This window comes from Pedobacter sp. 05T44 (genome assembly GCF_056395985.1).
This window is the reverse complement of the sequence record NZ_JBFTKO010000011.1, coordinates 52,950-75,537: the sequence shown is the minus strand read 5'-3', so window position 1 is coordinate 75,537 and position 22,588 is coordinate 52,950. Positions and strand designations below refer to the sequence as shown.

Here is a 22,588-nt window from a genome sequence, read left to right as displayed (position 1 = left end):
TCAATTTCACTTTACATATGTTGATTGGTCTATTTATTTTTTATTTCCCTTCTGATTCTGCTTAGCTGCGTTGCCGTAATTCCTAAATGGGAAGCGATATGCTGTAATGGAATCCTTTTGTCGATACCCGGATGTTTTGCCAGCATTTTTAAGTAGCGGATACTGGCGGTTTCCATTACGATAGATATTTCTCGCTGTTCTTTATCTATAACCCAATTTTTTTCGAGATAAGCAATATAGAAATTTTTCAAATCGTCCCGCTGGTCGATAAGTTCCTTGTATTTTTCATKATTGATCGTAATAACTGTACTGTCTTCTATTGCCTGTAACGTAAATTGGGATGGAATTTTCAGCAATGCGGAAACGGTAGAACCTGCAAATTGCCGCTCCAGGAAAATATTTTTATTATAGGTATTTCCCTGCACATCACTAAAATACGCGATAAGCGCTCCTTTACAGACAAAGTATAATGACTTGGATATCTGTCCTTCTTTTAATAAGAATTCATTTTTTTTAATGGTCTGTATACGGATCAGAGATACGAGTAATGAAAATGATTCTTCAGAAATTGTATGGTAATTCCCTATGATAGTCTTAAATGTTGATAGGTATAGTTCTTCGTTAATCACTTTTATGTTTTAAAATTTAGCCATAGTGCGTGTTATTTCAAGAGAGTTGCAGGTAAACTGGTTATTTGCTGAATCTTTATTCCTTTATAATAGACTTCTGCACCTTCCGATTGTATTTGAATTTTCCCTTTTCTTAGTGGTGATTCATTTCCGTCATCGATTTGCTTGTTGCGGTAAAGGACCATCATTACTTTGCCATTCATCACATGGACACTAGTATCTCCATAACAGTATAAATCAACTGTATTCCATTCACCAGATGGTCTTTCTGCATCACTCATTTTTTTACAGAATCTACCGATCTGGCTGTCTTCTCGGAAGCTAATAAGCTTTCCTTCCGGACGATAAGTATAGTTTTTCCCTTCTTTAATTGCAGGAATATCTGCTGCACCACCAGCAACTCCCCAATAATCGCCACAGTTACCTTCATCAATCTGAAATTCTTGTGAACGCATCCATGACCCATAATCAGCCCCATATTTACCTACCGAATGATATAGCAACCCACTGTCTTTGTTCGAATTCTTCTTTTGTCCCCATTTCAGATTTCCCCATTTAAACTGTAGTTGTAAATGGTAATTCTCATATTCTTTTTTGGTAGAGATTGCACCCCAGCTTTCACCCGAGATGCGGATGATATTTTCTTCGCCTTGTTTTATCACTGTAAATACCTTCTTAGGGTCATTATTTAAACCAATGGGTATACCTGTAAGGGGTTTACCTGAGTCATCATAATCGGGAGCCAGGTAGGTATCCCATTCTTTCAGATCTTTTCCATTAAAAAKCGTTTGCCAGGATGGGGTCTTTTGCGTGGTAAAGCCCAGGGCTGATATCCCTAACAAAAGTATCGGCAGGAGTTTTAAAAGTTTCATATCAGGTTATTTTAAATCTATTCAAGATACAGATTTTTATGATTCAAAGTGGATGAACAAATCCAAACCTGGATTGTTTTATGAAATGAGATAGTTATTGAATCCTAATTACTAAAATTATGCTACATAATATAAAAAGTCTGATCGGTTTCACTATGGGTGCTACCGACGGAGAAATTGGGAAAGTTGATGAGTTTTATTTTGATGATGAAACTTGGACCATACGTTACCTCATTGTAAAAACAGGCGGTTGGCTAATGGACCGTAAAGTACTTATTTCTCCGGGAGCCTTGAAGGATCCTGATTGGAAAAACAAGTCCTTTCCGATTAAACTCACCAAGCAACAAATTAAAGAGAGTCCCGACATAGATACAGAAAAGCCTGTATCCCGCCAGCAAGAGCTCGCCTTATACAGCCATTACGAATGGCCATACGGCGATCCTACAGGCGGAGGATTTTATGGGCAACTGGGTATGGCAGGAATGATTGAATCGAGAGTGCCTTTAGAGGCGTCCATCGCAGCGCGTAATAAAAAAGAGCCTGGAGATCCTCATTTGCGCAGCATCAGCGAAGTTAAAAGGTATCACATCCACGCCACGAATGGAGAGATAGGCAAAGTAGCTGATATTATTGTCGATGAGTATTGGAGAATCCGTTTTCTGATTGTCGATACCGGTAGCTGGTTTCCGGGGAAAAAAGTTCTGCTTTCGCCCGAATGGATAAAAGAGGTTAGTTGGGCAGACTCGTCTGTGGAAGTAGATGTTTCGGTGGAAGCGGTAAAAAATAGCCCGAAGTATGACCCTGACCAACCCATGGCTGAAAATTATGAAACAGACCTTTTCCGGCATTACGATAAATAGGTTAAGATTACTTTACGCCAAAATTTTCTATTCAAAGGGAAGTTTCAATAAAGTCTATTAATTTAGTAGTATTTATTTATATTTGTTTTGTATCAAATTTAGTTGAACAATTAATATGAAAAAAATACTATCATTTATTGGCGGCATGTTACCTCTGATAGCTGTTGCTCAGCAACCATTTACATTTAGTGGAGAGATCAAAGGACTCCGAACAGGAGAAAAACTTTTTCTTACTTACAGTGTAGAAGGGAAAAACAAAGCAGACTCAGCAATAGTTACTGATGGAAAATTTAACTTTAATGGGAGCATTAAAGATCCATTAAAAAGTACTCTTTACAGAAAAGATGCGATTAAGGGAAATAGGGTAGACGTACTATCATTTTATATCGAACCTGGAAACATAAAACTTACCGGCACTGACTCATTAAAACATTCCCTGATCAATGGATCAAAAGTTAATGCAGATAATTATTTGCTTAAAGCGGCGTCAAAAAAGGTACAGGATAAACTTACTTCGCTTGGAGAAGAATATGCAAAATTCACTGTTGAACAGAAAAAAGATGAACCCTTCCTTGAAGGATTCTATAAGCGTTATGACAACACTTCCGCTGAGTTATTTCCTATATATCTGGACTTTGCAAGTAGGCATCCAAATTCATTCGTTAGTCTAACAGTGCTTTCACAGTTGGCTTCTGATGAAACATTACAAAGTGATGCGGAAAAAGTGTATCAAAATCTCTCGTCTGGAATTCGTCAAACTTACTACGGCCAGCAAGTTGGAGTTCTATTTGCTGCTGCAAAAAGGACTAAAATTGGTTCACAAGCGCCTGACTTCACCCAGAATAATATCTATGATAACCCGGTGAAGCTCTCGGACTTTAAAGGGAAATATGTTTTGTTAGACTTCTGGGCTTCATGGTGTGGGCCCTGCCGCCGCGAAAATCCTAATGTGGTTGCAGCTTACGAAAAATTTAAAGACAAAGGATTTACTGTGTTGGGTATTTCATTAGATCAGCCAGGTAAAAAGGATGCGTGGTTAAAAGCAATTGAAGATGATAAATTGACATGGACACATGTTTCAGATCTTAAGTATTGGGATAATGAAGTCGCTAAATTATATGGTGTAAGGTCTATACCCGGTAATTTTTTATTAKATCCCTCAGGAAAGATAGTTGCCAAAGGTTTGCGAGGTGCTGATTTGCAGAATAAGTTGCTGGAGTTGCTGGATTCAAAAACCAAATGATACTGAATATTTTAATTAAGTTCTTCTTAATGGGAACTCCAGATGGCATTGATGAGGCCTCTACACCTCATAAAGACAAATGGTATCAGGAGTTTCATATCAATATGCTAGATGCTTACTGTTAGTCTCACATACTCAATAACGATAATTTTTATCTCAATATCTGACTAACCACAAAGAAGTAAGGTTTTCCAATTCACCTCTACAATCACTTCTATTAAATATATTTAATTATTTTTATATCAACTATTTAATACACTTTCATGAAAGAATTAGATTAACATTCATTTTAGCCATTTTTTAAGGAAACCCATAAAATATTGAGTATATCATTAAAGTTAATAATGACGCCACTATTAAATGAATGGGTTAAAGCAAATCTCCCAGTAATTGTGCTCCGGGTCGGCTATTATTCCAGCATACCCACCCCAAAATACTTTTGCTGGTTTTTTAATAATATTAACTTGTTTACTTTCCAGCTCCATAAACAGCTCATCTGTTTCTTTTAAAGATCCGGTATAGATAGTTAGGTAAACTTTAGGTAGGATTTCCGTTGTAACTGGTTCACTACCTAAATAACGAGCATGGTCTTCCGCTTGGTAAATGCTTAGCAACAAACCATGCTTGAGCCTAAACATAACAATATCCGTGCTTTCAGACTGGATTTCCCAGCCAAAAGTATCTATGTAAAATGTTTTAAGTTTAAGCAAGTCTTGAGCTGCAATAGTAACTGCATTGATCTGTGTTCTCATCATTAAGGTATATTCTTTGGTTAACCAAACTTATGGATATGTGACAAAAGAAACCAGTTATTTTGATGATTTTGTGTAAAATTTTTACTTTAACGAAGTGTAATTACTGGAGGCATAGATAAAGAGTTTTGGAATAAATGTTTTTTTTAACAAGTTTTTTAATCAAATTACCATCAAATGCAAACCAAAATATTTATTCTTTTTACTTTTTTATATTCGCTGAATTTCAATCTTGCAGACGCCCAAACTTCTGGAATTGAAAAACCTGCCGGTTGGCCCATTATAGAAAATCAAATGAAACCATGGACAAGATGGTGGTGGATGGGGAATGCAGTAAACGATAAAGATCTTGAATTGGTTTTGCAACAGTATAGTCAGGCAGGACTTGGAGGTGTAGAAATTACGCCTATTTACGGAGCAGTGGGATATGAGAACAAGTATATCAATTTTCTTTCCCCTGAATGGCTATCAGCACTTCATTTCACAGTTACCAGAGCAAATTCACTGGGAATGGAAGTAGATATGAATACCGGTACTGGCTGGCCTTTCGGAGGACCCCACATAAAGCCTGAAAATGCAGCTACAAAACTCATTACCCGTAAGTTCACCTTAAATGCAGGAGAAAAGCTAAATGAGCCGATTACGGTTAAAGAAGATGGACAGGACCTTGCAGAACTGCAAGCCTTAACGGCTTATGGCGAAAGCGGAGAGGTATTGAATCTCTTTCCTCTTGTACAAGTCAGCAAACTACTAAACTGGTCTCCAACATCTGGACGTTGGGAAATTTACGCCGCTTTTGCAGGTAAAACACATCAAAAAGTTAAGCGTGCAGCACCAGGAGGCGAGGGATTCACCTTAGATCATCTCGACAGCAATTCAGTTAATGTTTACCTCAAAAGATTTGCGGATGCTTTTGGGAAAAGACCACAGGGAGTGAGGGCTTTTTTTAATGATAGCTATGAAGTATATGGTGCTAGCTGGACGCCAACATTCTTAGCTCATTTCAAGAAAGCCCGGGGATATGATCTGGAAAATTACATTCGCGAACTTGCAGACAGTGGAAATAATGACAGCACAAGAGAAATCGTAGCACGTCTGAAGTCGGATTACCGTGAGACGATGGATGAACTTTTACTTGAAAATTTCACTCAAAACTGGACAAACTGGGCCCATAACCTCAAATCCTTAACAAAAAATCAATCTCATGGTTCCCCTGGAAATCTTCTTGATCTTTATGGTGCGGTTGATATTCCAGAAACAGAAATCTTCGGCTCCAGCTATTTTCCCATCGTGGGCCTCCGCAGAGATTCTGGCGACATTAGAAATGTTGACCCAGATCCAATAATGAGCAAATTTGCTTCCTCAGCAGCGAATACAGGTGGCAAAACATTAATTTCCTCAGAAACGTTCACATGGCTTACCGAGCATTTCAAAACTTCTTTTTCGCAGTGCAAACCCGAGGTTGAGCAACTATTTCTTTCGGGTATCAACCATATATTTTATCATGGAACAACAAACTCACCATCGAATATTCCTTGGCCTGGATGGTTATTCTATGCCTCGGTAGAAATGAATCCAAATAATAGCCTGTGGCCGCAAGCCAAAGGTTTGAACGATTATATAGCCAGATGTCAGTCCATATTACAAAKTGGAAAACCAGACAATGAGTTACTTATCTATTGGCCCATTTATGATGTCTGGAATAATTCAAAAGGTATGGAAATGACCTTAAAAGTTCATGATGTAGATAAATGGTTACATCCAACCTCATTTTACAAGCTGTGTAAGCAGCTTTCAAAAATCGGCTATTCATTTGACTTTGCCTCAGACAGGCTATTAAGGAAAACAACGGTCAACAATAAGCTACTCAGCACATCAGAAAATGGAACAGCCTATAAAACATTAATCGTTCCTGAATGTGAAATGATAAATCCTGAGACGCTAGACAAAATTATCGGGTTAGCTTACAATGGAGCTATTGTGATTTTTCAGCAGTTGCCCAAGGATGTTCCCGGTTTATCTGATTTGGAAGAGCGAAGAAAAATGTTGAAAGCAAGCCTTTCAAAACTAACATTCAAGAATTCAGCCCCCGGTTTTAAACAATATGTTACTGGAAAAGGCATTATCTTTCTTGGAAATAATATTGAAGAAATTTTAAACTTCAATAGAATCAAAAGAGAAACGCTTGTCGATTCAGGTCTGGAGTTTACCAGAAGACAAATTGCATCCGGAAAATATTATTATTTGGTAAATCACAGTTCCAAATTGATTGATACAACCCTTTCACTCAATGAAAAAGGGTATGTCACTATCCTTGATCCACAGACAGAAGTTATCGGGACCGCAACTAAAAAAGAAAACAAAGTACGGATTCAGATAAGCTCAGGCCAAACTCTTTTTTTAAGAGTTGATAAGAGCCCTAAAACAACGGCTAGCTATTGGGTATATTTGGACAAGCCAGAAAAAGCAATAGCCCTTAATAAGCAATGGATTCTCCATTTTACTAAGGGAGGCCCTGAATTGCCTCCAGATCAAACATTAAACACTTTACGCTCCTGGACTGATTCAGGCGACCCAAAGTCAATTGCATTTGCGGGAACGGGGGTATATTCATCTACCTTTAACATAGAATCAAAGTCTGCAAAGGAATATGTCTTGGATTTAGGTAAGGTAAACGAAAGTGCCAGGGTATGGATAAACGGAAAGGAAGTTGGCATTATATGGAGTATTCCCTTTCAGGCCCGGATAGGAAAATTTCTGATCCCTGGCAAAAATACGATTAAAATAGAAGTTGTGAATTTGATGGCTAACCGCATTAGAGATATGGATATTAAGAAAATCAAATGGAAGAATTATCATGAGATTAACTTTGTGAATATTAATTATAAGGATTTTGACGCTTCATCCTGGAAGGTTATGCCTTCTGGACTTACTGGTCCTGTTTCAATAACACCTTATTATTAGTTATAAAAACAGTTGTATTCATATGATTAAAAACTTTGGTTCGCTATAAGTGTTAAATATTGGCAAACCTTAGATCATGAGCTTAAAACAGTATCATAAAAAACGTGATTTTAATAAAACATCCGAGCCTAACTCGGGTAAAGCAAAAACATCGGGAAAACTTCAGTTTGTAATTCAAAAACATGATGCTACTCGCCTGCACTATGACTTCCGGTTGGAAATGAATGGCGTGCTGAAAAGCTGGGCTATTCCCAAAGGTCCCTCAACAGACCCAAAAACCAAGCGTCTGGCAATGATGGTAGAAGATCATCCTTTTGACTACAAAAATTTCGAAGGCATTATCCCGAAAGGGGAGTATGGAGGGGGTACCGTAATTGTCTGGGATCAGGGAACTTATGAACCCATTGAAAAGATCAGGGGTAAAAAGGCGCAGGAGAAATATTTACTGGAACAGTTGCATTCCGGCTCGCTCAAAATAATACTTCATGGCAGCAAATTAAAAGGAGAATATGCTCTGGTGAAGACAAACGGGATGGGAGAGAATGGCTGGCTGCTAATTAAGCATAAAGACGATTATGCTTCTACAACTGATATTACTAAAAAAGACAAATCCGTACTTTCGGAAAAGACGATTAAACAAGTCGAAAAGACGAGCGATAAGGTCTGGCAAAATGGCCATGAACAGGTAGAGTCCATTGAAATCTCTACTGACGTCAAAACTTTATTGAAAAAAGCCAAGAAATCTAAAATCCCGATTGGTATGAAGCCAATGCTTGCTACACTAGTAGATGAGCCTTTTGATGATCCCAATTGGATTTATGAGGTCAAATGGGATGGTTATCGATCATTGGGGTATTGCCTGAAGAATGGGGATGTACAACTGCTTTCAAGGAACAATAAGCAATTCAATGAGAAGTTTTATCCTATTTTCCAAATATTACAAAGCTGGAAACAGAACATGGTAGTTGATGGGGAAATTCTGGTGATTAACGATAAAGGAATTTCTAATTTTGGAGCGCTTCAGAACTGGCGTAGTGAAGCCGATGGTGAATTGGTTTATTATGTGTTTGATCTGATATGGTATGACGGCAGGGATTTAACTGATCTTCCACTTAGTAAACGCCAGGAGATATTAGCAGAGGTTTTGCCTCAAAATGACGATCGGGTAAGGCTAAGTCAGATCTTTAAGGCAAGCGGTACTGAGTTCTTTAAGGCGGCCATAAAAATGGGTTTGGAAGGCATTATTGCTAAAAAAGCAGACAGTCTGTATACTAAGAATAACCGTTCTAAAGATTGGCTAAAGATCAAAGCCAATAAACGCCAGGAGGTGGTGGTTGTCGGGTTCACAAAAAATGATGATACACCCAGGGAATTTAGTTCTCTGTTGTTAGGAGTGTATGAAAACGGTCATTTGCACTACGTTGGCAAGGTGGGGACAGGCTTCAATGATCTGGCGCAAAAAGAAATGATGGCCCAATTCCGGCCATTAATTACCAATAAAAGTCCATTTTCGGAAATCCCTGATGTCAATAAACCTTCTCGCTTCAGGCCCAATCCACCAAAAACCAAAGTAACCTGGCTTAAGCCGGAACTGGTTTGTGAGGTCGCCTTTGCAGAGGTGACAGATGACGGTGTATTTCGCCATCCATCTTTCCAAGGCATGCGCGTTGATAAAAAAGCTAAAGATGTGATCAGAGAAACCGAGATAGAGACGAAAGCTATAGTAGAGAATGATATGAAAGATAATACTATCAAGCCTCCAAAGGCTACAGGGCGTAAAACGTTGCTTAATCCCAAAGATGAAACGCAGGTACGAAAAATTAAAGGTCATGAATTGAAGTTTACACATTTAAGCAAGCTTTACTGGCCTGAAGATGGGGTATCCAAAAGAGAGATGTTTAATTACTATTATCAGGTGGCCGATTATATTCTTCCCTATTTGAAAGATAGGCCTATGTCATTAAATCGTTTTCCGGGTGGAATTCATAGCAAGGGTTTTTACCAGAAAGATGTTAGAGAGATTGCACCTGATTGGGCCGATACATTTCCTTATACCACAGGTGATGGCGAACATAAGGAATACCTATTGGGCAACGATGAAGCCGCCTTACTTTGGATGGCATCGTTAGGGTGTATAGAAATGAATCCGTGGTTTTCCAGGAGTCAATCTCCAGACAATCCAGACTATTGTGTGATTGATCTGGATCCTGATAAGAATACATTCGATCAGGTGATTCAGGTGGCACAAATGGTGAAAGAAGTTCTGGACCAGATTAAAATACCATGTTACGCGAAGACATCTGGTTCTACTGGTATGCATATTTATATTCCTCTTGCGGCAAAGTATGACTATGATCAGTCGCAAATGTTTGCCAAGATTATTGTCAATTTGGTGCATCAGCAGGTCCCTGAGTTTACTACATTAGAAAGAATGGTCGCTAACCGTAAAGGAAAAATGTATTTGGATTTTCTGCAGAACAGACCAGGGGCCACCATTGCCTGTCCGTATTCGCTTAGGCCGAAGCCAGGGGCAACTGTTTCCATGCCTCTGGCATGGGATGAAGTTAAACCTGGAATGACCATGGATGATTTTACGATCTTCAATGCTGTGGATAGGATAAAAGAAACTGGTGATCTCTTTAAAGGTGCTTTGGGAAAAGGTATTGATTTAACGGCTGCGATTAACAAAGCGAAAAACGTGTTTGGATAACTTATTAGGCCATCCTTATACTTAAGTCAGGATTACTTGATCTTTTTAAAACTTCTGATTCTTTATTTAATTTTTTGAATACTAATATTATTAGCTTAAGTTTGAATGCCTGCTAAAATTCAAGGCATTTGTTTTTTATGGATTTTAATGCTTTAGTATTTCCTGAGAAAGTTACATCCCAACCTGTTATTATCCATCAGGAAACACAGCAATTGAGGTTGTACGGGGAAACGCCTTGGCATAGGGGCTGGAAAATGGCTTTTCCTCCCTCATTCAGAGAAGTCTGCTTTTGGGACGAGGTTACAGAACAACAACATCGGGCTGATGTATACACTCCATGCGGAACAACCCTTGAGTTCCAAAATTCACCTATTTGTATTGAAGAGCTGGAAAGCAGGGAAGCTTTTTATCCGAAACTGATATGGATATTGAACGGAAAAAAATTTAAAGGCTTCCGTATTTTGAAGCATTTACCAGATGTGGATCACCCCAAACTTGCCGACTTTGAGTTTTGCCATAGCGATCATCTTTCTATGATCAGAAAGTCTGACTTGCTAGGAAGAAAAGGGCATCCTAAAATATTAAATTTCTATCATCCTGAACTGAAGAATATACAGCTAACCAGCCACTATTATTCCTTTTGCTGGAAACATCCCCATCGGGTATGGTATCAAGCAAAATGTCCCATTATTGTTGATCTGGGAGGACACTTTCTTTATCAGCTCAAACAACGAAAGCAGCTATCGGGAAACTATCCTTACCTACATATGATCCCGCGAAAGGAATTCATTGCCAGGTTCATAGTTAAATAGTCCATCTATAAGGGCCGTAGGGCTGCTAACGTATCTAACACTAAAAATTCTTTATTTTTTTGTATTTGAATTTATTTCTGATGTGTTGATTAAAATATCGGCCTTTTGACCCGGCCGCTTTTAGCATATGATAAATTTCAGGAGGAACATTTTTATATTTATAGCACATTCCGGATACAAAAGTGATACATAATGTAGTGGCTTCCATGTCATAGGTAAAATATCGAATCACACTTGATGGCATAATTTATTTCTTTAAGTAGCAGAGTGCTATTTTCCTGTTTGCCTATCAGGGGCATCCACAGGCTTAGATTCAGAAGATCCTTTCTGGCGCAAATAAATCGTTAAAAATACTATTGAAGCTACTGAAAGAAACTCACTCTGCCAGTTCTGAAAAGTTTCAAACCAAAATTCCGGTTCAGCCAGATAGGACCAGACGGTATCTTCAGGGAGATGCTTAAAAACCTGTTCTACATTATGGTTCTTCCAACTACCATACAGGTGGAAACCCCAACTCAAAAAGAACAGCATTGAAAAACAAATAGATAGGGAATTACTGTAAAGTTTGAGTATCCATCCTCCCTTTCTTACTGCCCATGGCGCATCCGGATGAGGAAAGGGTTCCCGGTCCACCTCTTCTTTTTCATCAAGTTTTTTGGATTCTGCTGAGCCAATCTGACGCAGAAATATGGTAAGCACTACATACATTCCCATCTGCAGAAATTCACTTTCAAAATTCTCAAAGGTTGCTGATATGAAGTGCCCACTTTTGAGATAAGTGCCTATATTGAGCTGTGGGGCGTGCTCTTCCTTCAAGTCCCGGTTGTGTTGCCTCCAGCCGGTTAATGCCTGCGCACAAAGGGTAATTACAAACAAGAAGAGGAAAACAATAGTTAGCCCGTTGCGATATAAATACGAAGGTTTTTTAAATACTTTGTTCATCTTGTGGTTGAAAATAAGTAAAATGGTATAACCATTGGCAGGACATTTTGTTTATATAATATCATAAATCTATAAACAAAACAGAGCTTAACAGAAAGCGTAACAAAAAAGCATCTTGATTTGAAGATGCTTTTTTGTTTTTTCAGGTTTCAGATTTTCTTTACTTTGACTGCGTTGATTCCTTTCTTTCCGTTTTCAACCTCAAAGCTGACCCTGTCTTTTTCTCTTACCGGGCTAATCAGACCAGTGACATGGACAAAGATTTCCGGATCCCCGTTGTCCGGTACGATAAAGCCAAATCCTTTCGACTCATTGAAAAATTTTACTGTTCCTTCTGACATGTTGTTTTGTAATTAGGTTGATAATTTATTAATAATCTGATTGCTTTGTAATTTCTGTAAACATGCTGGAGCTCAAATTGTTTAACAAATTTTAAACAAAAATAAACTAAACGCTTAAAACTGGTGTCTGAATGACTGCTTTTTGATTCATTTTTATTTTGCTAAGACAATTGAAAAAATTCATACCTTATGGGGAGTTTCATTTTGTCAAAAAAGCGCTTTAGAACTTATGGATACCTGATCCATTCAATCAGGCAAACCTCTACTGAAGTTTCTTTATAAGCTGGCAAGGTGTTTGAACATGAAGGATCACTATGCGTAACTTTAAGGCAGCGGACAGTAGTACCAATGAGCTTGGACCAACTGAATTGAGTACCAATATTCAGGAACAGAAATCATTGCTGGCTGCTTTGCAACTTGCAGAGGAACGAAGTGCGATGCTTGCCGCCATCGTTGACTCCTCTGATGATGCAATTATTAGTAAAAATCTTAATGGAGTTGTAACCAGTTGGAACCTCTCCGCCCAACGTATCTTTGGCTATAGTGCCGAAGAAATGATTGGTGAATCGATAATGAAATTAATTCCAAAAGATAGGGCAGAAGAAGAGCCAAAAATCTTAAGTGTGCTCAAAAGCGGTCAGCGTGTAGATCATTTCGAAACCCAAAGAGTTACGAAACAGGGGCGGCTGATAGATGTTTCCTTAACCATATCACCTGTTAAAAATACTACTGGAAAAATAATTGGCTTATCTAAAATTGCCCGTGACATTACCGATAAAAAGCTAGAAGAACAGCGTAAGAATGATTTTATTGCCATTGCCAGCCATGAACTTAAAACCCCATTAACTTCGGTGCGATCTTATATACAACTGGCTTTGGCCAAAGCCAGGAATTCGTCTGATGCATTTACGGAAAACATACTTTCCAGGGCAGAAGTGCAAACAACAAGAATGGTCGCAATGATCCATGATTTTTTAGATCTTTCCAGGCTGGAGGACGGTAAAATGTCACTCAACCTTTCCAGATTTACGCTGGTCCAGTTGATGGATGATTTAATGGCAGAAGCTAAGATTCTCGCCCCCGGTCACATCATAACATACCAGGGATGTACTAACCTGGAGATGTATGCAGACCGGGAGAAAATCAGCCAGGTTTTAAGTAATTTGCTAAGCAATGCTGTTAAATACTCTCTGGCAGGAACTTTTGTACGCATTGATTGCACACGTGAACAAAACAACGTTTCAATCAATTTTACCGATCAGGGGGTGGGTATTGATCTACTTGACCAGCCTCGATTGTTTGAGCGCTTCTATCGTGTAAAAAATGAGCAGATGAAGAATGTTTCGGGTTTCGGAATCGGGCTTCATCTGGTATCAGAAATACTGAAACTGCACGGCAGTGAAATCAGAGTGAAGAGTCAGCCCGGTAAAGGATCCACATTTTATTTTATACTACCTGTTTATATTGATTAAACGTCACCGCCGAACTTCAGGTTTTTATTTTTTATAAATGAAAGTAAGCGAATCTTTAACAGCAAGTCCACTGATTTCCTGCGCGTTGTAGCTAACAATATAGGTACCCGGTTTATCTAGCAAATAAGCTTTACTGATATTTACCTTTACACTAAGACTATCACCGGGTTTAACTTCAATGTAACTATCGGCAGGAGGCGGCATGATGCGTTTGGCCATTGCTCCCTGATACCTGGCTTCAGCGCCCTTATCGTCTTTAATATCTAGATATTTGCTCATTGGTGGTTCAAAAGGAGTATGCCATTTACAGAACGATTGTGGCTTAACAGAGGGGTTATAAACCGTGAACCGAAGCTCAAGAGAGTCGCCAGCCTTAATAACTGGCTTCATGCTCATGCGGGCAGTCATTTGTGTATTGGCAACTGTGTCTATTTTATTAATAGTATCTGCTGTTGAAGCTGTTCCATTGCTTTGTTCTTTATTCGTGCCACATGAAGCCAGTAGCAGTAGACTTGTAGACAGCAGTAGGTGTATTTGTTTCATATATATGATATTGCTTTACCTAACCACAAACGTTTAATGATTGCTTAACGCTACAAACTTTATAAATAAAAAAAATCTTCCACAATGTCTAATTATCAATTTTCGTTTGTCATGTCATAAGCATTCCGAAATTACTGAAAATTGTCCAACTTTACTCATTCGGTTGTCATTGGCTTGTATTACATTATAATTAAAATTAAAGAATATGAATGATTTTTTATTGATTTTCAGAAGAGATTTTACCAATAAGGATGCTCAACCTTCTCCAGAGGAATTGCAAAATTCCATTAAAGCGTGGCAAAACTGGTTTGGCGGCATTGCTGCACAGAACAAACTTTCCAGGCCATTACAACGCTGGGATATCGCTGGTAAAGTTGTGAAGTCAAACAAGCATGTGATAAACGGTCCTTTTGTGGAAATTAAAGAGTCTATTGGCGGACTAATTATTGTCAGGGCAGAAAATTATGAAGAGGCGGTTGAAATTGCACAGAGTTGCCCAATCCTCGAACTCGGCGGAAATGTAGAAATAAGGATGGCTAGTGATCCCGAGGGATAATCATAGTTATGTAATGAAACAACAAGAACTGATACCACATCTATTCAGGAGCGAATATCAAAAGATGGTTTCTGTACTTTGCCGCTTGTTTGGTATCGCGCATATGGAAATAGCGGAGGATATTGTGAGTGAGACTTTCCTTGCTGCTACCGAAATATGGAGCACCAAAGGTATACCAGAAAACCCAACGGCATGGTTGTACACCGTTGCTAAAAATAAAACTAAAAATTATTTAAAGCGAGATAACCTCTTCCAGCAGAAACTATCTCCAGAGATTCAGTACCATGCCGCTAAAATGGAAGAATTTGAGCTTGATCTGTCTGTGAAAAATATCGGGGATAGCCAGCTTGCCATGATCTTTACCATATGTAACCCTGAGATATCCACCGAATCTCAGGTGGCACTGGCATTGAATTTACTTTGTGGATTTGGTATCCAGGAGATTGCTGATGCTTATCTGACCAATAAAGAAGTGGTCTATAAAAGACTTCAAAGAGCGAAGGAGAAGTTAAAGGAAGTAAATGTCAGGATTGAACAGCCGGATTTAACTGAAATCAGCAAACGTGTAGATACTGTGCTAATCACCCTGTATCTTTTGTTCTCTGAAGGTTATTATTCGACAACGCAGAACACAACTCTCCGAAGAGATTTTTGCGCGGAAGCGATGCGTCTGACCTATTTATTAACCGCTCAGGAGAGAACCAATCTTCCCGAAGTAAATGCATTGTTTTCATTGATGTGTTTTCATGTTTCTCGCTTTGATGCCCGCGCAAATCAGGACGGAGAAACTATATTGTACCACGATCAGGATGAAAGCCTTTGGAATAAGGAATTGATTGATCAGGGCAAGTACTATTTAGGTTTATCTGCCAATGGCAATCAGTTAACCAAATATCATTTGGAAGCTGGTATCGCATATTGGCATACCCACAAAGAGGACACGCCAGAAAAATGGTTACAAATTCTTGAGCTATATAATAACCTTCTGATTATAGAATATTCGCCAATTGTTGCTTTGAACAGGACTTTTGCCCTTGCCAAGGCTTATGGGAAGGCGATAGCTATTGTGGAAGCAGAAAAGTTGAAACTTACAGATAATCTTTTTTATTATTCACTGCTGGGTAACCTGTACACAGATATTGATGATACAGTTGCTTTGCAGCATTATAGACAGGCACTTTTACTCGCCAGTTCGAACGCCGACAAGACAATTATCACCAAATACATTCGGCACTTGACCGTTTAATTCTTAGGTACTTTGCCCAGATAATTATCAAGGCTCCAACGATAAGACGATAGGGTAGCCAATATAAATGCACCAGCACTTGCGCTAAAAACGGAATAATTTAAAGGTGCTTTTAACCCTAGCGTAATGGTCATCACGAATGCAAATGACAACAGCAGCAGGAAACTTCCAATAGCGGATTGCCTGGTTCTATAACCGATAATGAGCAATAGCCCAAATAGCGCTTCACCTGCAGTTGCAATAAAACCCATGATATCTGAAATCGATTTGGATAAAAATGGGAGTAGAGTGTGGGTGTATTCCTGAAAAGACTCCCAGTTGCCCCAGGCAATATTAGTTTGTCCTGCGGCACCCAGCCAGCCAATTCTGTCCAGGACTGCAGAGAAAAAACCAAGTCCTAATGCAATACGCAGAAATAGTTGGGCTGTATCCGTATATTTTTTCATCAATATATTCTTTATTTATAATGCTTTGTTATTAACCTAGGCTAAATGTACTAAAAAGCCTTCTTAGAAAAGATAAATGAGGGTGTCCGAAAAAGTGAGGTCGTCATCTCTTCTATTGTCGAGATGACGATGTGGCATGATGCCATTAGCATAACGACCACCCTCATTTTGTGAAGTATTCCTGCTAACCTTATCTTAAATTACCTGGTTTGCGAATCCAGTTACTATAAGTTTGCTTACCAATACGGGCGTTATCCCCGGGCACAAGAGACTGATCGTTAATTTCTGTACCAAAATATGGAGCATGGACATCTGAGATCACTTCTCTGTTGTCATTTTTAAGGCTAAGGTATTGCCTTACGATTTCATCAAGCCCAATTTTTTCTGGCCCCGCAACTTCTGCTGCGCCATTTAAGGGAGTTCCCACAGCAATATCAGCCAGAGCTTCAACAACATCATCTGATGCGATGGGTTGGAACTTAGCTGACGAAACATGGATCTGATCTCCTTGAGTCCCAGCCTGTGCAATACCTCCTACAAATTCAAAGAATTGTGTGGCATGAAGGATAGAATAAGGAATTCCGGATTCTTTAATTAGTTTCTCTTGGGCAAGTTTGGCCAAAAAATAAGTGTTGGCGTTCGGACGATCGGTGCCAACAACCGATAGCGCAACATGGTGTTTTACGCCGGCAATTTTTTCTGCAGCAATCAGGTTGCGTCCAGAAGTTTCGAAGAAATCCAATACTGCCTTTTGTTCAAATGATGGAGAGTTGGCTACATCAACTACTACTTCTGCGTCTGTTAAAGCTTCTGCCAGTCCTTCTCCGGTAACAGCGTTTACTCCAGTTCCCGGCGAAGCCGCCAATACTTCATGACCCGCTTCGCTTAAAGTGTTTACCAGTTTTGTTCCAATGAGGCCAGAGCCTCCGATTACGACAATTTTCATATGTTAATTTTAAAATTTTGATTGTTTATGATGATAACAATCGTCATTTTAAAATTGGACAAATCAGCAAGTCTTAACTCTTGTTGGTTAAATCAAGATCAGCCTTAATGCACTGATAGAAATTATTTTTTATACAAAAAAGCTTAATCAATTGCCAATATTATTTATTTCTGCTACTGTTTATCTTCTAAATTTGTTATACACATAACCGAAAAACCAGATATCACATGAACAGAAGACTATTGTTGGGCTTGATGTTAATCCTGCTCACAACCTCTGCCTTACAGGCGCAAAAGAAGATTGGTAATGAAACCCCAGAGCAAAAAGACAAAAGAATGGAATGGTGGAAAGATGCCAGATTTGGGATGTTTATCCATTGGGGCTTATACGCTTTACCTGCCCGCCACGAATGGGTAAAAAGTAATGAACACATTACTAACGAAAATTACCAGAAATATTTCGATCAATTTAATCCTGATCAGTTCCAGCCTAAACTATGGGCAAAAAAAGCGAAAGCAGCAGGAATGAAATATGTTGTATTAACCACTAAACACCATGAAGGTTTTACATTGTTTGATAGCAAGTTCACCGATTACAAAGCAACCAATACTTTGGCTAAAAGAGATTTAGTAAAAGAGTTTGTTGATGCTTTTAGAGCAGAAGGCTTAAAAATTGGTTTCTATTACTCACTGATAGATTGGCATCACCCAGATTTCACAGTTGATGAATATCATCCTTTAAAACCGGCAAACAATGATGAAAATCAATATTTAGCATTGAATAAAGGTAGGAATATGGCTAATTACCGTAAATATTTAAGCAATCAGGTTAATGAGATTTTAACTAAGTATGGAAAAATTGATATACTCTGGCTTGATTTCTCATATCCAGGTAAGCATGGCAAGGGCAAAGAAGACTGGGCATCTGTTGACCTGTTAAAGCAGATCAGAAAATTACAGCCGGGTATAATTGTAGATAACAGACTGGATCTAGATGACTACACAGACGGTGCAGATTTTGAAACACCAGAACAGGTTAGTACCGAAGCTTTGGCAAAATTTAAAGGTAAGACATGGGAAACATGCCAGACTTTTTCAGGTTMCTGGGGCTATTACAGAGATGAAAATACCTGGAAAACTAATAAACAATTGCTGAGCTTATTAGTTACCTCAGTTGCCAATGGTGGTAATTTATTGTTAAACGTTGGTCCAACAGCCAGGGGCGAATTTGATAACCGGGCAAATACCGCACTGGATAGTCTTGGACTTTGGATGCATGCTAATTCTAAGTCAATTTACGGATGCACTTTTGCACCAGATAAATTTAAACCTGCTCCGGGAACCCAGCTTACCTACAACAAAGCTGGCAAAAAACTGTATGTTCATCTTTTTGAATATCCTAAAGATGGCAAAATAGTGCTGGATGGATATGGTGAAGACGTCGTTTATGCCCAGTTTTTACATGATAATTCAGAACTCTTAACTGATAAAGACAAATCGACTTCCGGTAGTCTTGTCTTGAAATTACCAACCCAAAAACCAAACTTTCAAATTCCGGTTATTGAATTGAGTTTGAAATAATTCATTTTATTGTCTCGCAGCTATTTCTGTGAGACAATAATTTTCTATATTTGTTAGGCAATCGATTGTTTCGTTGTTTAATAACCAAATAAAAGTATGACGATCTGTAAACGAGTTATGTGTTGCGTGGCATTTTTCACCTGCTGTGCAACTTATACCTGGGCCCAAAGCGCCAACCCTTATGTCCTAAACGCAGGAACTAAACCTTATTTATTGCGTAGTTATCTCATGTTCGATGGAAAGAAACGTACACACGTAATTTCTGTAGGCACTTCTGAGAAACTGAACTATTCTTATGATTTGAAACAGGGAGCATTATTGCAGGTATGGCGTGGGCAATTTCTTGATGTGACTGAAATGTGGAAGGATAGAGGAGAGCCTCAACTAGCCAAACCTTTAGGTACTGTGTTACCCCTTTCTGCAGCTCCTGCAATTACAGCACTGACTGATCAAAATGCAGTATGGCCTGATTCTATAAGCTTTGATGATCTCCAAAATAAGGGATATGTATTAGATAAGAGCAAGATGCCAACGTTTTTATATTCCTCAAATGGTGCTGATATAAGTGATAAAATAGTAGTGCAAAGCGGAGGTAGTGGTATAGACCGTACAATAAGCATTAGCAATAGCAAGGGACCTCTTTATTGCAGGATTGCTGCCGCACAAACTATCACTGCATTGAAAGACAACACTTATAGCATTGGAAATAAAGCATATACTATAAAAGTATCCGCTGAAACAAAGACTTTTATAAGGAAAACAAAAAATGGTCAGGAACTGCTTGCTCAATTGGCCAATGGAACTGATTCATTAACCTATTCTCTAATCTGGTAATCAAAGAATGAAAAATTCAAAATACTTATTGTCTCTTTTATTACTGGGTGCTGGTATTGTAAACTCAAATGCACAAACAGAAAGTCAAATATTTCCAATTGTTACTGTTCCAATTCCCAAAGAAATAGCACTTGAAGTTGGTGGAATGACCTTTTTACCCAACGATGAATTGGCTGTGGCTACACGCCGTGGCGAGGTATGGATTATCACAAATCCATATATGAAAGATGGGGAGCAACCTAAATATCGCCTATTTGCGCATGGTATGCATGAAATATTAGGCTTAAACTATATTAAGGGGGATATTTATCTGACTCAGCGCGCTGAGCTTACACGCCTCCGGGATCTGGATGGTGATGGTGAAGCCGATGAATACCGAACAATGTATTCCTGGCCATTATCCGGCAATTATCATGAGTATGCCTATGGCCCTATGCTAGACAAGGATGGCAACATGGTAGTTACCCTAAATTTAGGGTGGATAGGATTTGGAGAAAGCATGTCCAAATGGCATGGCTGGATGCTCAAATTCACTCCCGATTTTACCATGAAGCCCTTTGCTACTGGCTTCCGTTCACCTGCGGCTTTCGCTCTGAATAACAATGGTGATGTATTTTATGCAGAGAATCAGGGCGATTGGGTAGGCTCAGGTAGCATCACTCATGTTGAAGAGGGCGACTTTTTAGGCAACCCTGCAGGCTTGATCTGGGCTGATCAGCCTGGCTCTCCAGTAAAGCTTCGGAAAAAAGATATTCCGGATACAGGTGAACCCAAGTACGATGTAGCCAAAAGGGTACCCGGATTAAAAACTCCTTCTGTATGGATCCCACATTCTATCATGGGTAATTCAACTTCCGGAATCCTTAATTATTCAGATAATGGAAATATGGGCCCTTTTAAAGGACAGCTGTTTGTAGGCGACCAGGCCCAGAGTAAAATCAGTAGGGTATTCCTTGAAAAGGTTAAAGGGGTTTACCAGGGGATGGTATTTCCTTTTCGTGAAGGATTTTCTTCGGGTATATTAAGAATGAACTGGGGTTCTGATGGCAGTATGCTTGTAGGTATGACTTCAAGAGGATGGTCTTCAACCGGAAAAGAAGAATATGGACTGCAGCGTTTGACTTGGTCTGGCATCATGCCTTTTGAGGTGCAAACCGTAAAGGCTCAGCCCGACGGTTTCGAGCTGGAATTTACCATGCCAGTAGATGAAAAAACTGCCCGTAATGCTGGCTCTTATAAATTATCGACTTTTACTTATAAGTACCATCATATTTACGGAAGTCCGGTGATAAACCAATCTCCCCGCAACATTAAAGCAATCGTAATCTCTCCAGATCATAAACGCGTACGATTAGTACTGGATAGTTTAAAAGAAGGGTATATTCATGAGATCAGAACTGAAGGACTACGCTCAGAAGGCGACAATACCCCTCTGCTCCACAATTATGGATATTATACTTTAAATAAGATTCCGGATGGAGAAAAAGTAGTGGCAACGGCCGAAAACAAACCAACTGGTAGCATGCAGACTTCAAACGCAGCACAAGGTATGGATCATCATCACATGGGGAATATGACAGCCAACAACAGCAAAATTACTGGTAGTACTGCAGCAGGGAAACACATTACCAAACAGCCAATAAGCTGGAAGAACGGGCCGGATAAAACCATTTTATTAGGAACCAAACCGGGATTGAAATTTGACATTACAAATTTGACTTTAAAAGCAGGAACGAAAGTGAAGCTAACCTTTGCCAATACAGATGATATGCTGCACAATTTTGTGCTCACAACTCCAGGAGCGGGTAATGTTGTCGGAGAAATGGTGATGAAGATGGGGCTTGATGGTGAAAAGTATGATTTTGTTCCTAATAGTGCTAAGGTACTTGCACATACCACATTATTGCAACCGGGAAAATCAGATACTATTTATTTTACTGTACCAAAAACACCTGGGATATATCCTTTTATCTGTTCTTATCCTGGCCACTACACGGTAATGAAGGGACAGATCAAAGTGATTAAATAGATCATGAACCTAGCGATTGTAATATGTTCTTCTTCCTTTAACAGTGTTACAATAATCGTATAAGTTCATTCGCAATAGATGAGCGCCGAGTGCCAGGCTCGCAAGAGTATCGATGCCATATTTTTTATCCAGCAAGCTTAAAATATAATCTGTCATATAGGGATGAGTAAAATCATCCCTTTGTACTTTTACTTCAAGGTTATTAATGGTATAATAATAGATCCAACTCGTAATGATCTTTTGTATCAGGAATTCTTGCTCTGAAACAAGTAACTCATAATTTCTTTCTTGTACAGCAATAGGACTAAAATCTATGTTCAGGAACTGTATAAAATGATTATAATGGACGTCAAATAATTCCCTGGTCAGATTGTTAAATAAACAATTGACATTTTTATTTTCCACCCTCAGGTGTTTACCTTCGGGTTGGATAAAGAAAAGTTCAGCGGTTTTAACCCAGGGTTTTCCAGGTCGATAATGATAGATATCATCCGGATGTCCGCTGTCTTTTGAGTAGAATAACGGTTTCAATGCAATACGGCTTCTAGAAAATCTAGATCCTCCTCTTCATCAAACCCGAGTTCATCTTCTTCATCAAAATCGAGATTATCAAGATCTTCCTCAATTGGGAATTCATCATCCTCAAGATCATCATCTTCAAATTGGATATCGTCGTCTTCTGGTGGGCCATTCAATAATGAATTCCAATTATCAGTTTCTGCTGTTAAAGCTGGATCCATGATCGCTGTCTGCTTTTCTTTTATTTTGGTTTCCATAAAGCTGTTTTGATTAGTTTTCAAATTTTACCAAT

The 22,588-nt window shown here is 38.9% G+C and carries 23 protein-coding genes; 12 read left to right on the top strand and 11 right to left on the bottom strand.

Annotated elements, in window-relative coordinates; all coding sequences use genetic code 11:
* Positions 1-29: 29 nt before the first annotated feature.
* Together AC1DDK_RS17110 and AC1DDK_RS17105 are read right to left on the bottom strand one after the other, a co-directional pair.
* The gene (locus tag AC1DDK_RS17110) at positions 30-629 is read right to left on the bottom strand and encodes a Crp/Fnr family transcriptional regulator (RefSeq protein WP_477633987.1); all 600 of its coding nucleotides are present in this window, start codon (positions 627-629) and stop codon (positions 30-32) included.
* A gap of 32 nt (positions 630-661) precedes the next feature.
* Complete coding sequence (locus AC1DDK_RS17105; protein WP_477633986.1) at positions 662-1,501, bottom strand: 3-keto-disaccharide hydrolase; 840 nt, start codon at positions 1,499-1,501, stop codon at positions 662-664.
* Between the two features lie 119 nt (positions 1,502-1,620).
* Here AC1DDK_RS17105 and AC1DDK_RS17100 point away from each other — a divergent pair, with 119 nt between their 5' ends.
* The 3 genes from AC1DDK_RS17100 to AC1DDK_RS17090 all read left to right on the top strand — a co-directional run bounded on the left by AC1DDK_RS17100 (position 1,621) and on the right by AC1DDK_RS17090 (position 3,729).
* On the top strand, positions 1,621-2,361 hold the full coding sequence (locus AC1DDK_RS17100; RefSeq protein ID WP_172662848.1) for a PRC-barrel domain-containing protein: 741 nt from the start codon (positions 1,621-1,623) through the stop codon (positions 2,359-2,361).
* A gap of 115 nt (positions 2,362-2,476) precedes the next feature.
* Positions 2,477-3,604 carry a redoxin domain-containing protein gene (locus AC1DDK_RS17095; protein WP_477633985.1) on the top strand — a complete coding sequence of 376 codons (1,128 nt, stop codon included), beginning with the start codon at positions 2,477-2,479 and terminating at the stop codon, positions 3,602-3,604.
* Positions 3,601-3,729, top strand: a complete 129-nt coding sequence (locus AC1DDK_RS17090; RefSeq protein WP_288879286.1) for a hypothetical protein — start codon at positions 3,601-3,603, stop codon at positions 3,727-3,729. The genes AC1DDK_RS17095 and AC1DDK_RS17090 overlap by 4 nt, the downstream gene beginning before the upstream one ends.
* 231 nt (positions 3,730-3,960) lie before the next feature.
* Here the strand turns inward: AC1DDK_RS17090 and AC1DDK_RS17085 are convergent, their stop codons facing one another.
* Positions 3,961-4,359, bottom strand: coding sequence for a VOC family protein (locus AC1DDK_RS17085; RefSeq protein ID WP_216854477.1), 399 nt, complete (start codon positions 4,357-4,359; stop codon positions 3,961-3,963).
* A gap of 174 nt (positions 4,360-4,533) precedes the next feature.
* Between AC1DDK_RS17085 and AC1DDK_RS17080 the strand changes: the two genes are divergently transcribed.
* The 3 genes from AC1DDK_RS17080 to AC1DDK_RS17070 all read left to right on the top strand — a co-directional run bounded on the left by AC1DDK_RS17080 (position 4,534) and on the right by AC1DDK_RS17070 (position 10,842).
* Positions 4,534-7,320, top strand: coding sequence for a glycosyl hydrolase (locus AC1DDK_RS17080; RefSeq protein ID WP_477633984.1), 2,787 nt, complete (start codon positions 4,534-4,536; stop codon positions 7,318-7,320).
* A gap of 76 nt (positions 7,321-7,396) precedes the next feature.
* Positions 7,397-10,030 (top strand): DNA ligase D, encoded by a 2,634-nt coding sequence (gene ligD / locus AC1DDK_RS17075; protein ID WP_337716175.1) that lies wholly within the window; start codon positions 7,397-7,399, stop codon positions 10,028-10,030.
* Positions 10,031-10,167: 137 nt separating this feature from the next.
* Entirely contained in the window at positions 10,168-10,842 is a 675-nt protein-coding gene (locus tag AC1DDK_RS17070; protein WP_172662853.1) for a competence protein CoiA family protein, read from the top strand.
* 40 nt (positions 10,843-10,882) lie between these two features.
* On the opposite strand, the gene AC1DDK_RS17065 is transcribed toward AC1DDK_RS17070, so the two are convergent.
* The 3 genes from AC1DDK_RS17065 to AC1DDK_RS17055 form a co-directional block, all read right to left on the bottom strand.
* On the bottom strand, positions 10,883-11,086 hold the full coding sequence (locus AC1DDK_RS17065; RefSeq protein WP_288879289.1) for a KTSC domain-containing protein: 204 nt from the start codon (positions 11,084-11,086) through the stop codon (positions 10,883-10,885).
* A gap of 26 nt (positions 11,087-11,112) precedes the next feature.
* Complete coding sequence (locus AC1DDK_RS17060; protein WP_172662855.1) at positions 11,113-11,784, bottom strand: DUF6766 family protein; 672 nt, start codon at positions 11,782-11,784, stop codon at positions 11,113-11,115.
* Positions 11,785-11,933: 149 nt separating this feature from the next.
* Complete coding sequence (locus AC1DDK_RS17055) at positions 11,934-12,125, bottom strand: cold-shock protein (RefSeq protein WP_048905563.1); 192 nt, start codon at positions 12,123-12,125, stop codon at positions 11,934-11,936.
* 314 nt (positions 12,126-12,439) lie between these two features.
* Between AC1DDK_RS17055 and AC1DDK_RS17050 the strand changes: the two genes are divergently transcribed.
* On the top strand, positions 12,440-13,597 hold the full coding sequence (locus AC1DDK_RS17050) for a sensor histidine kinase (protein WP_288879290.1): 1,158 nt from the start codon (positions 12,440-12,442) through the stop codon (positions 13,595-13,597).
* A gap of 24 nt (positions 13,598-13,621) precedes the next feature.
* Here the strand turns inward: AC1DDK_RS17050 and AC1DDK_RS17045 are convergent, their stop codons facing one another.
* Positions 13,622-14,140, bottom strand: coding sequence for a protease (locus AC1DDK_RS17045; RefSeq protein ID WP_288879291.1), 519 nt, complete (start codon positions 14,138-14,140; stop codon positions 13,622-13,624).
* Positions 14,141-14,345: 205 nt separating this feature from the next.
* Between AC1DDK_RS17045 and AC1DDK_RS17040 the strand changes: the two genes are divergently transcribed.
* Complete coding sequence (locus tag AC1DDK_RS17040) at positions 14,346-14,696, top strand: YciI family protein (protein WP_172662858.1); 351 nt, start codon at positions 14,346-14,348, stop codon at positions 14,694-14,696.
* Between the two features lie 13 nt (positions 14,697-14,709).
* Positions 14,710-15,942: an RNA polymerase sigma factor gene (locus AC1DDK_RS17035; RefSeq protein ID WP_337716177.1), complete on the top strand. Its 1,233-nt coding sequence runs from the start codon at positions 14,710-14,712 to the stop codon at positions 15,940-15,942.
* On the opposite strand, the gene AC1DDK_RS17030 is transcribed toward AC1DDK_RS17035, so the two are convergent.
* Both AC1DDK_RS17030 and AC1DDK_RS17025 read right to left on the bottom strand, forming a co-directional pair.
* The gene (locus AC1DDK_RS17030; RefSeq protein WP_172662860.1) at positions 15,939-16,388 is read right to left on the bottom strand and encodes a DoxX family protein; all 450 of its coding nucleotides are present in this window, start codon (positions 16,386-16,388) and stop codon (positions 15,939-15,941) included. The genes AC1DDK_RS17035 and AC1DDK_RS17030 overlap by 4 nt on opposite strands.
* A gap of 190 nt (positions 16,389-16,578) precedes the next feature.
* Positions 16,579-17,334 carry an SDR family oxidoreductase gene (locus tag AC1DDK_RS17025; RefSeq protein WP_337716179.1) on the bottom strand — a complete coding sequence of 252 codons (756 nt, stop codon included), beginning with the start codon at positions 17,332-17,334 and terminating at the stop codon, positions 16,579-16,581.
* Positions 17,335-17,561: 227 nt separating this feature from the next.
* Here AC1DDK_RS17025 and AC1DDK_RS17020 point away from each other — a divergent pair, with 227 nt between their 5' ends.
* The 3 genes from AC1DDK_RS17020 (at position 17,562) to AC1DDK_RS17010 (ending at position 21,777) form a co-directional block, all read left to right on the top strand.
* Positions 17,562-18,914, top strand: a complete 1,353-nt coding sequence (locus AC1DDK_RS17020; protein WP_477633983.1) for an alpha-L-fucosidase — start codon at positions 17,562-17,564, stop codon at positions 18,912-18,914.
* A 126-nt stretch (positions 18,915-19,040) separates the two neighbouring features.
* Entirely contained in the window at positions 19,041-19,748 is a 708-nt protein-coding gene (locus tag AC1DDK_RS17015; protein WP_477622081.1) for a hypothetical protein, read from the top strand.
* A 7-nt stretch (positions 19,749-19,755) separates the two neighbouring features.
* Positions 19,756-21,777: a plastocyanin/azurin family copper-binding protein gene (locus tag AC1DDK_RS17010; protein WP_337716183.1), complete on the top strand. Its 2,022-nt coding sequence runs from the start codon at positions 19,756-19,758 to the stop codon at positions 21,775-21,777.
* A 9-nt stretch (positions 21,778-21,786) separates the two neighbouring features.
* Here the strand turns inward: AC1DDK_RS17010 and AC1DDK_RS17005 are convergent, their stop codons facing one another.
* Positions 21,787-22,308 (bottom strand): hypothetical protein, encoded by a 522-nt coding sequence (locus AC1DDK_RS17005; protein ID WP_288879296.1) that lies wholly within the window; start codon positions 22,306-22,308, stop codon positions 21,787-21,789.
* A complete protein-coding gene (locus AC1DDK_RS17000; protein WP_172662866.1) occupies positions 22,305-22,553 on the bottom strand; it encodes a hypothetical protein in 249 nt (82 codons plus the stop codon). Before AC1DDK_RS17000 ends, AC1DDK_RS17005 begins: the two co-directional genes overlap by 4 nt.
* Positions 22,554-22,588: the final 35 nt, after the last annotated feature.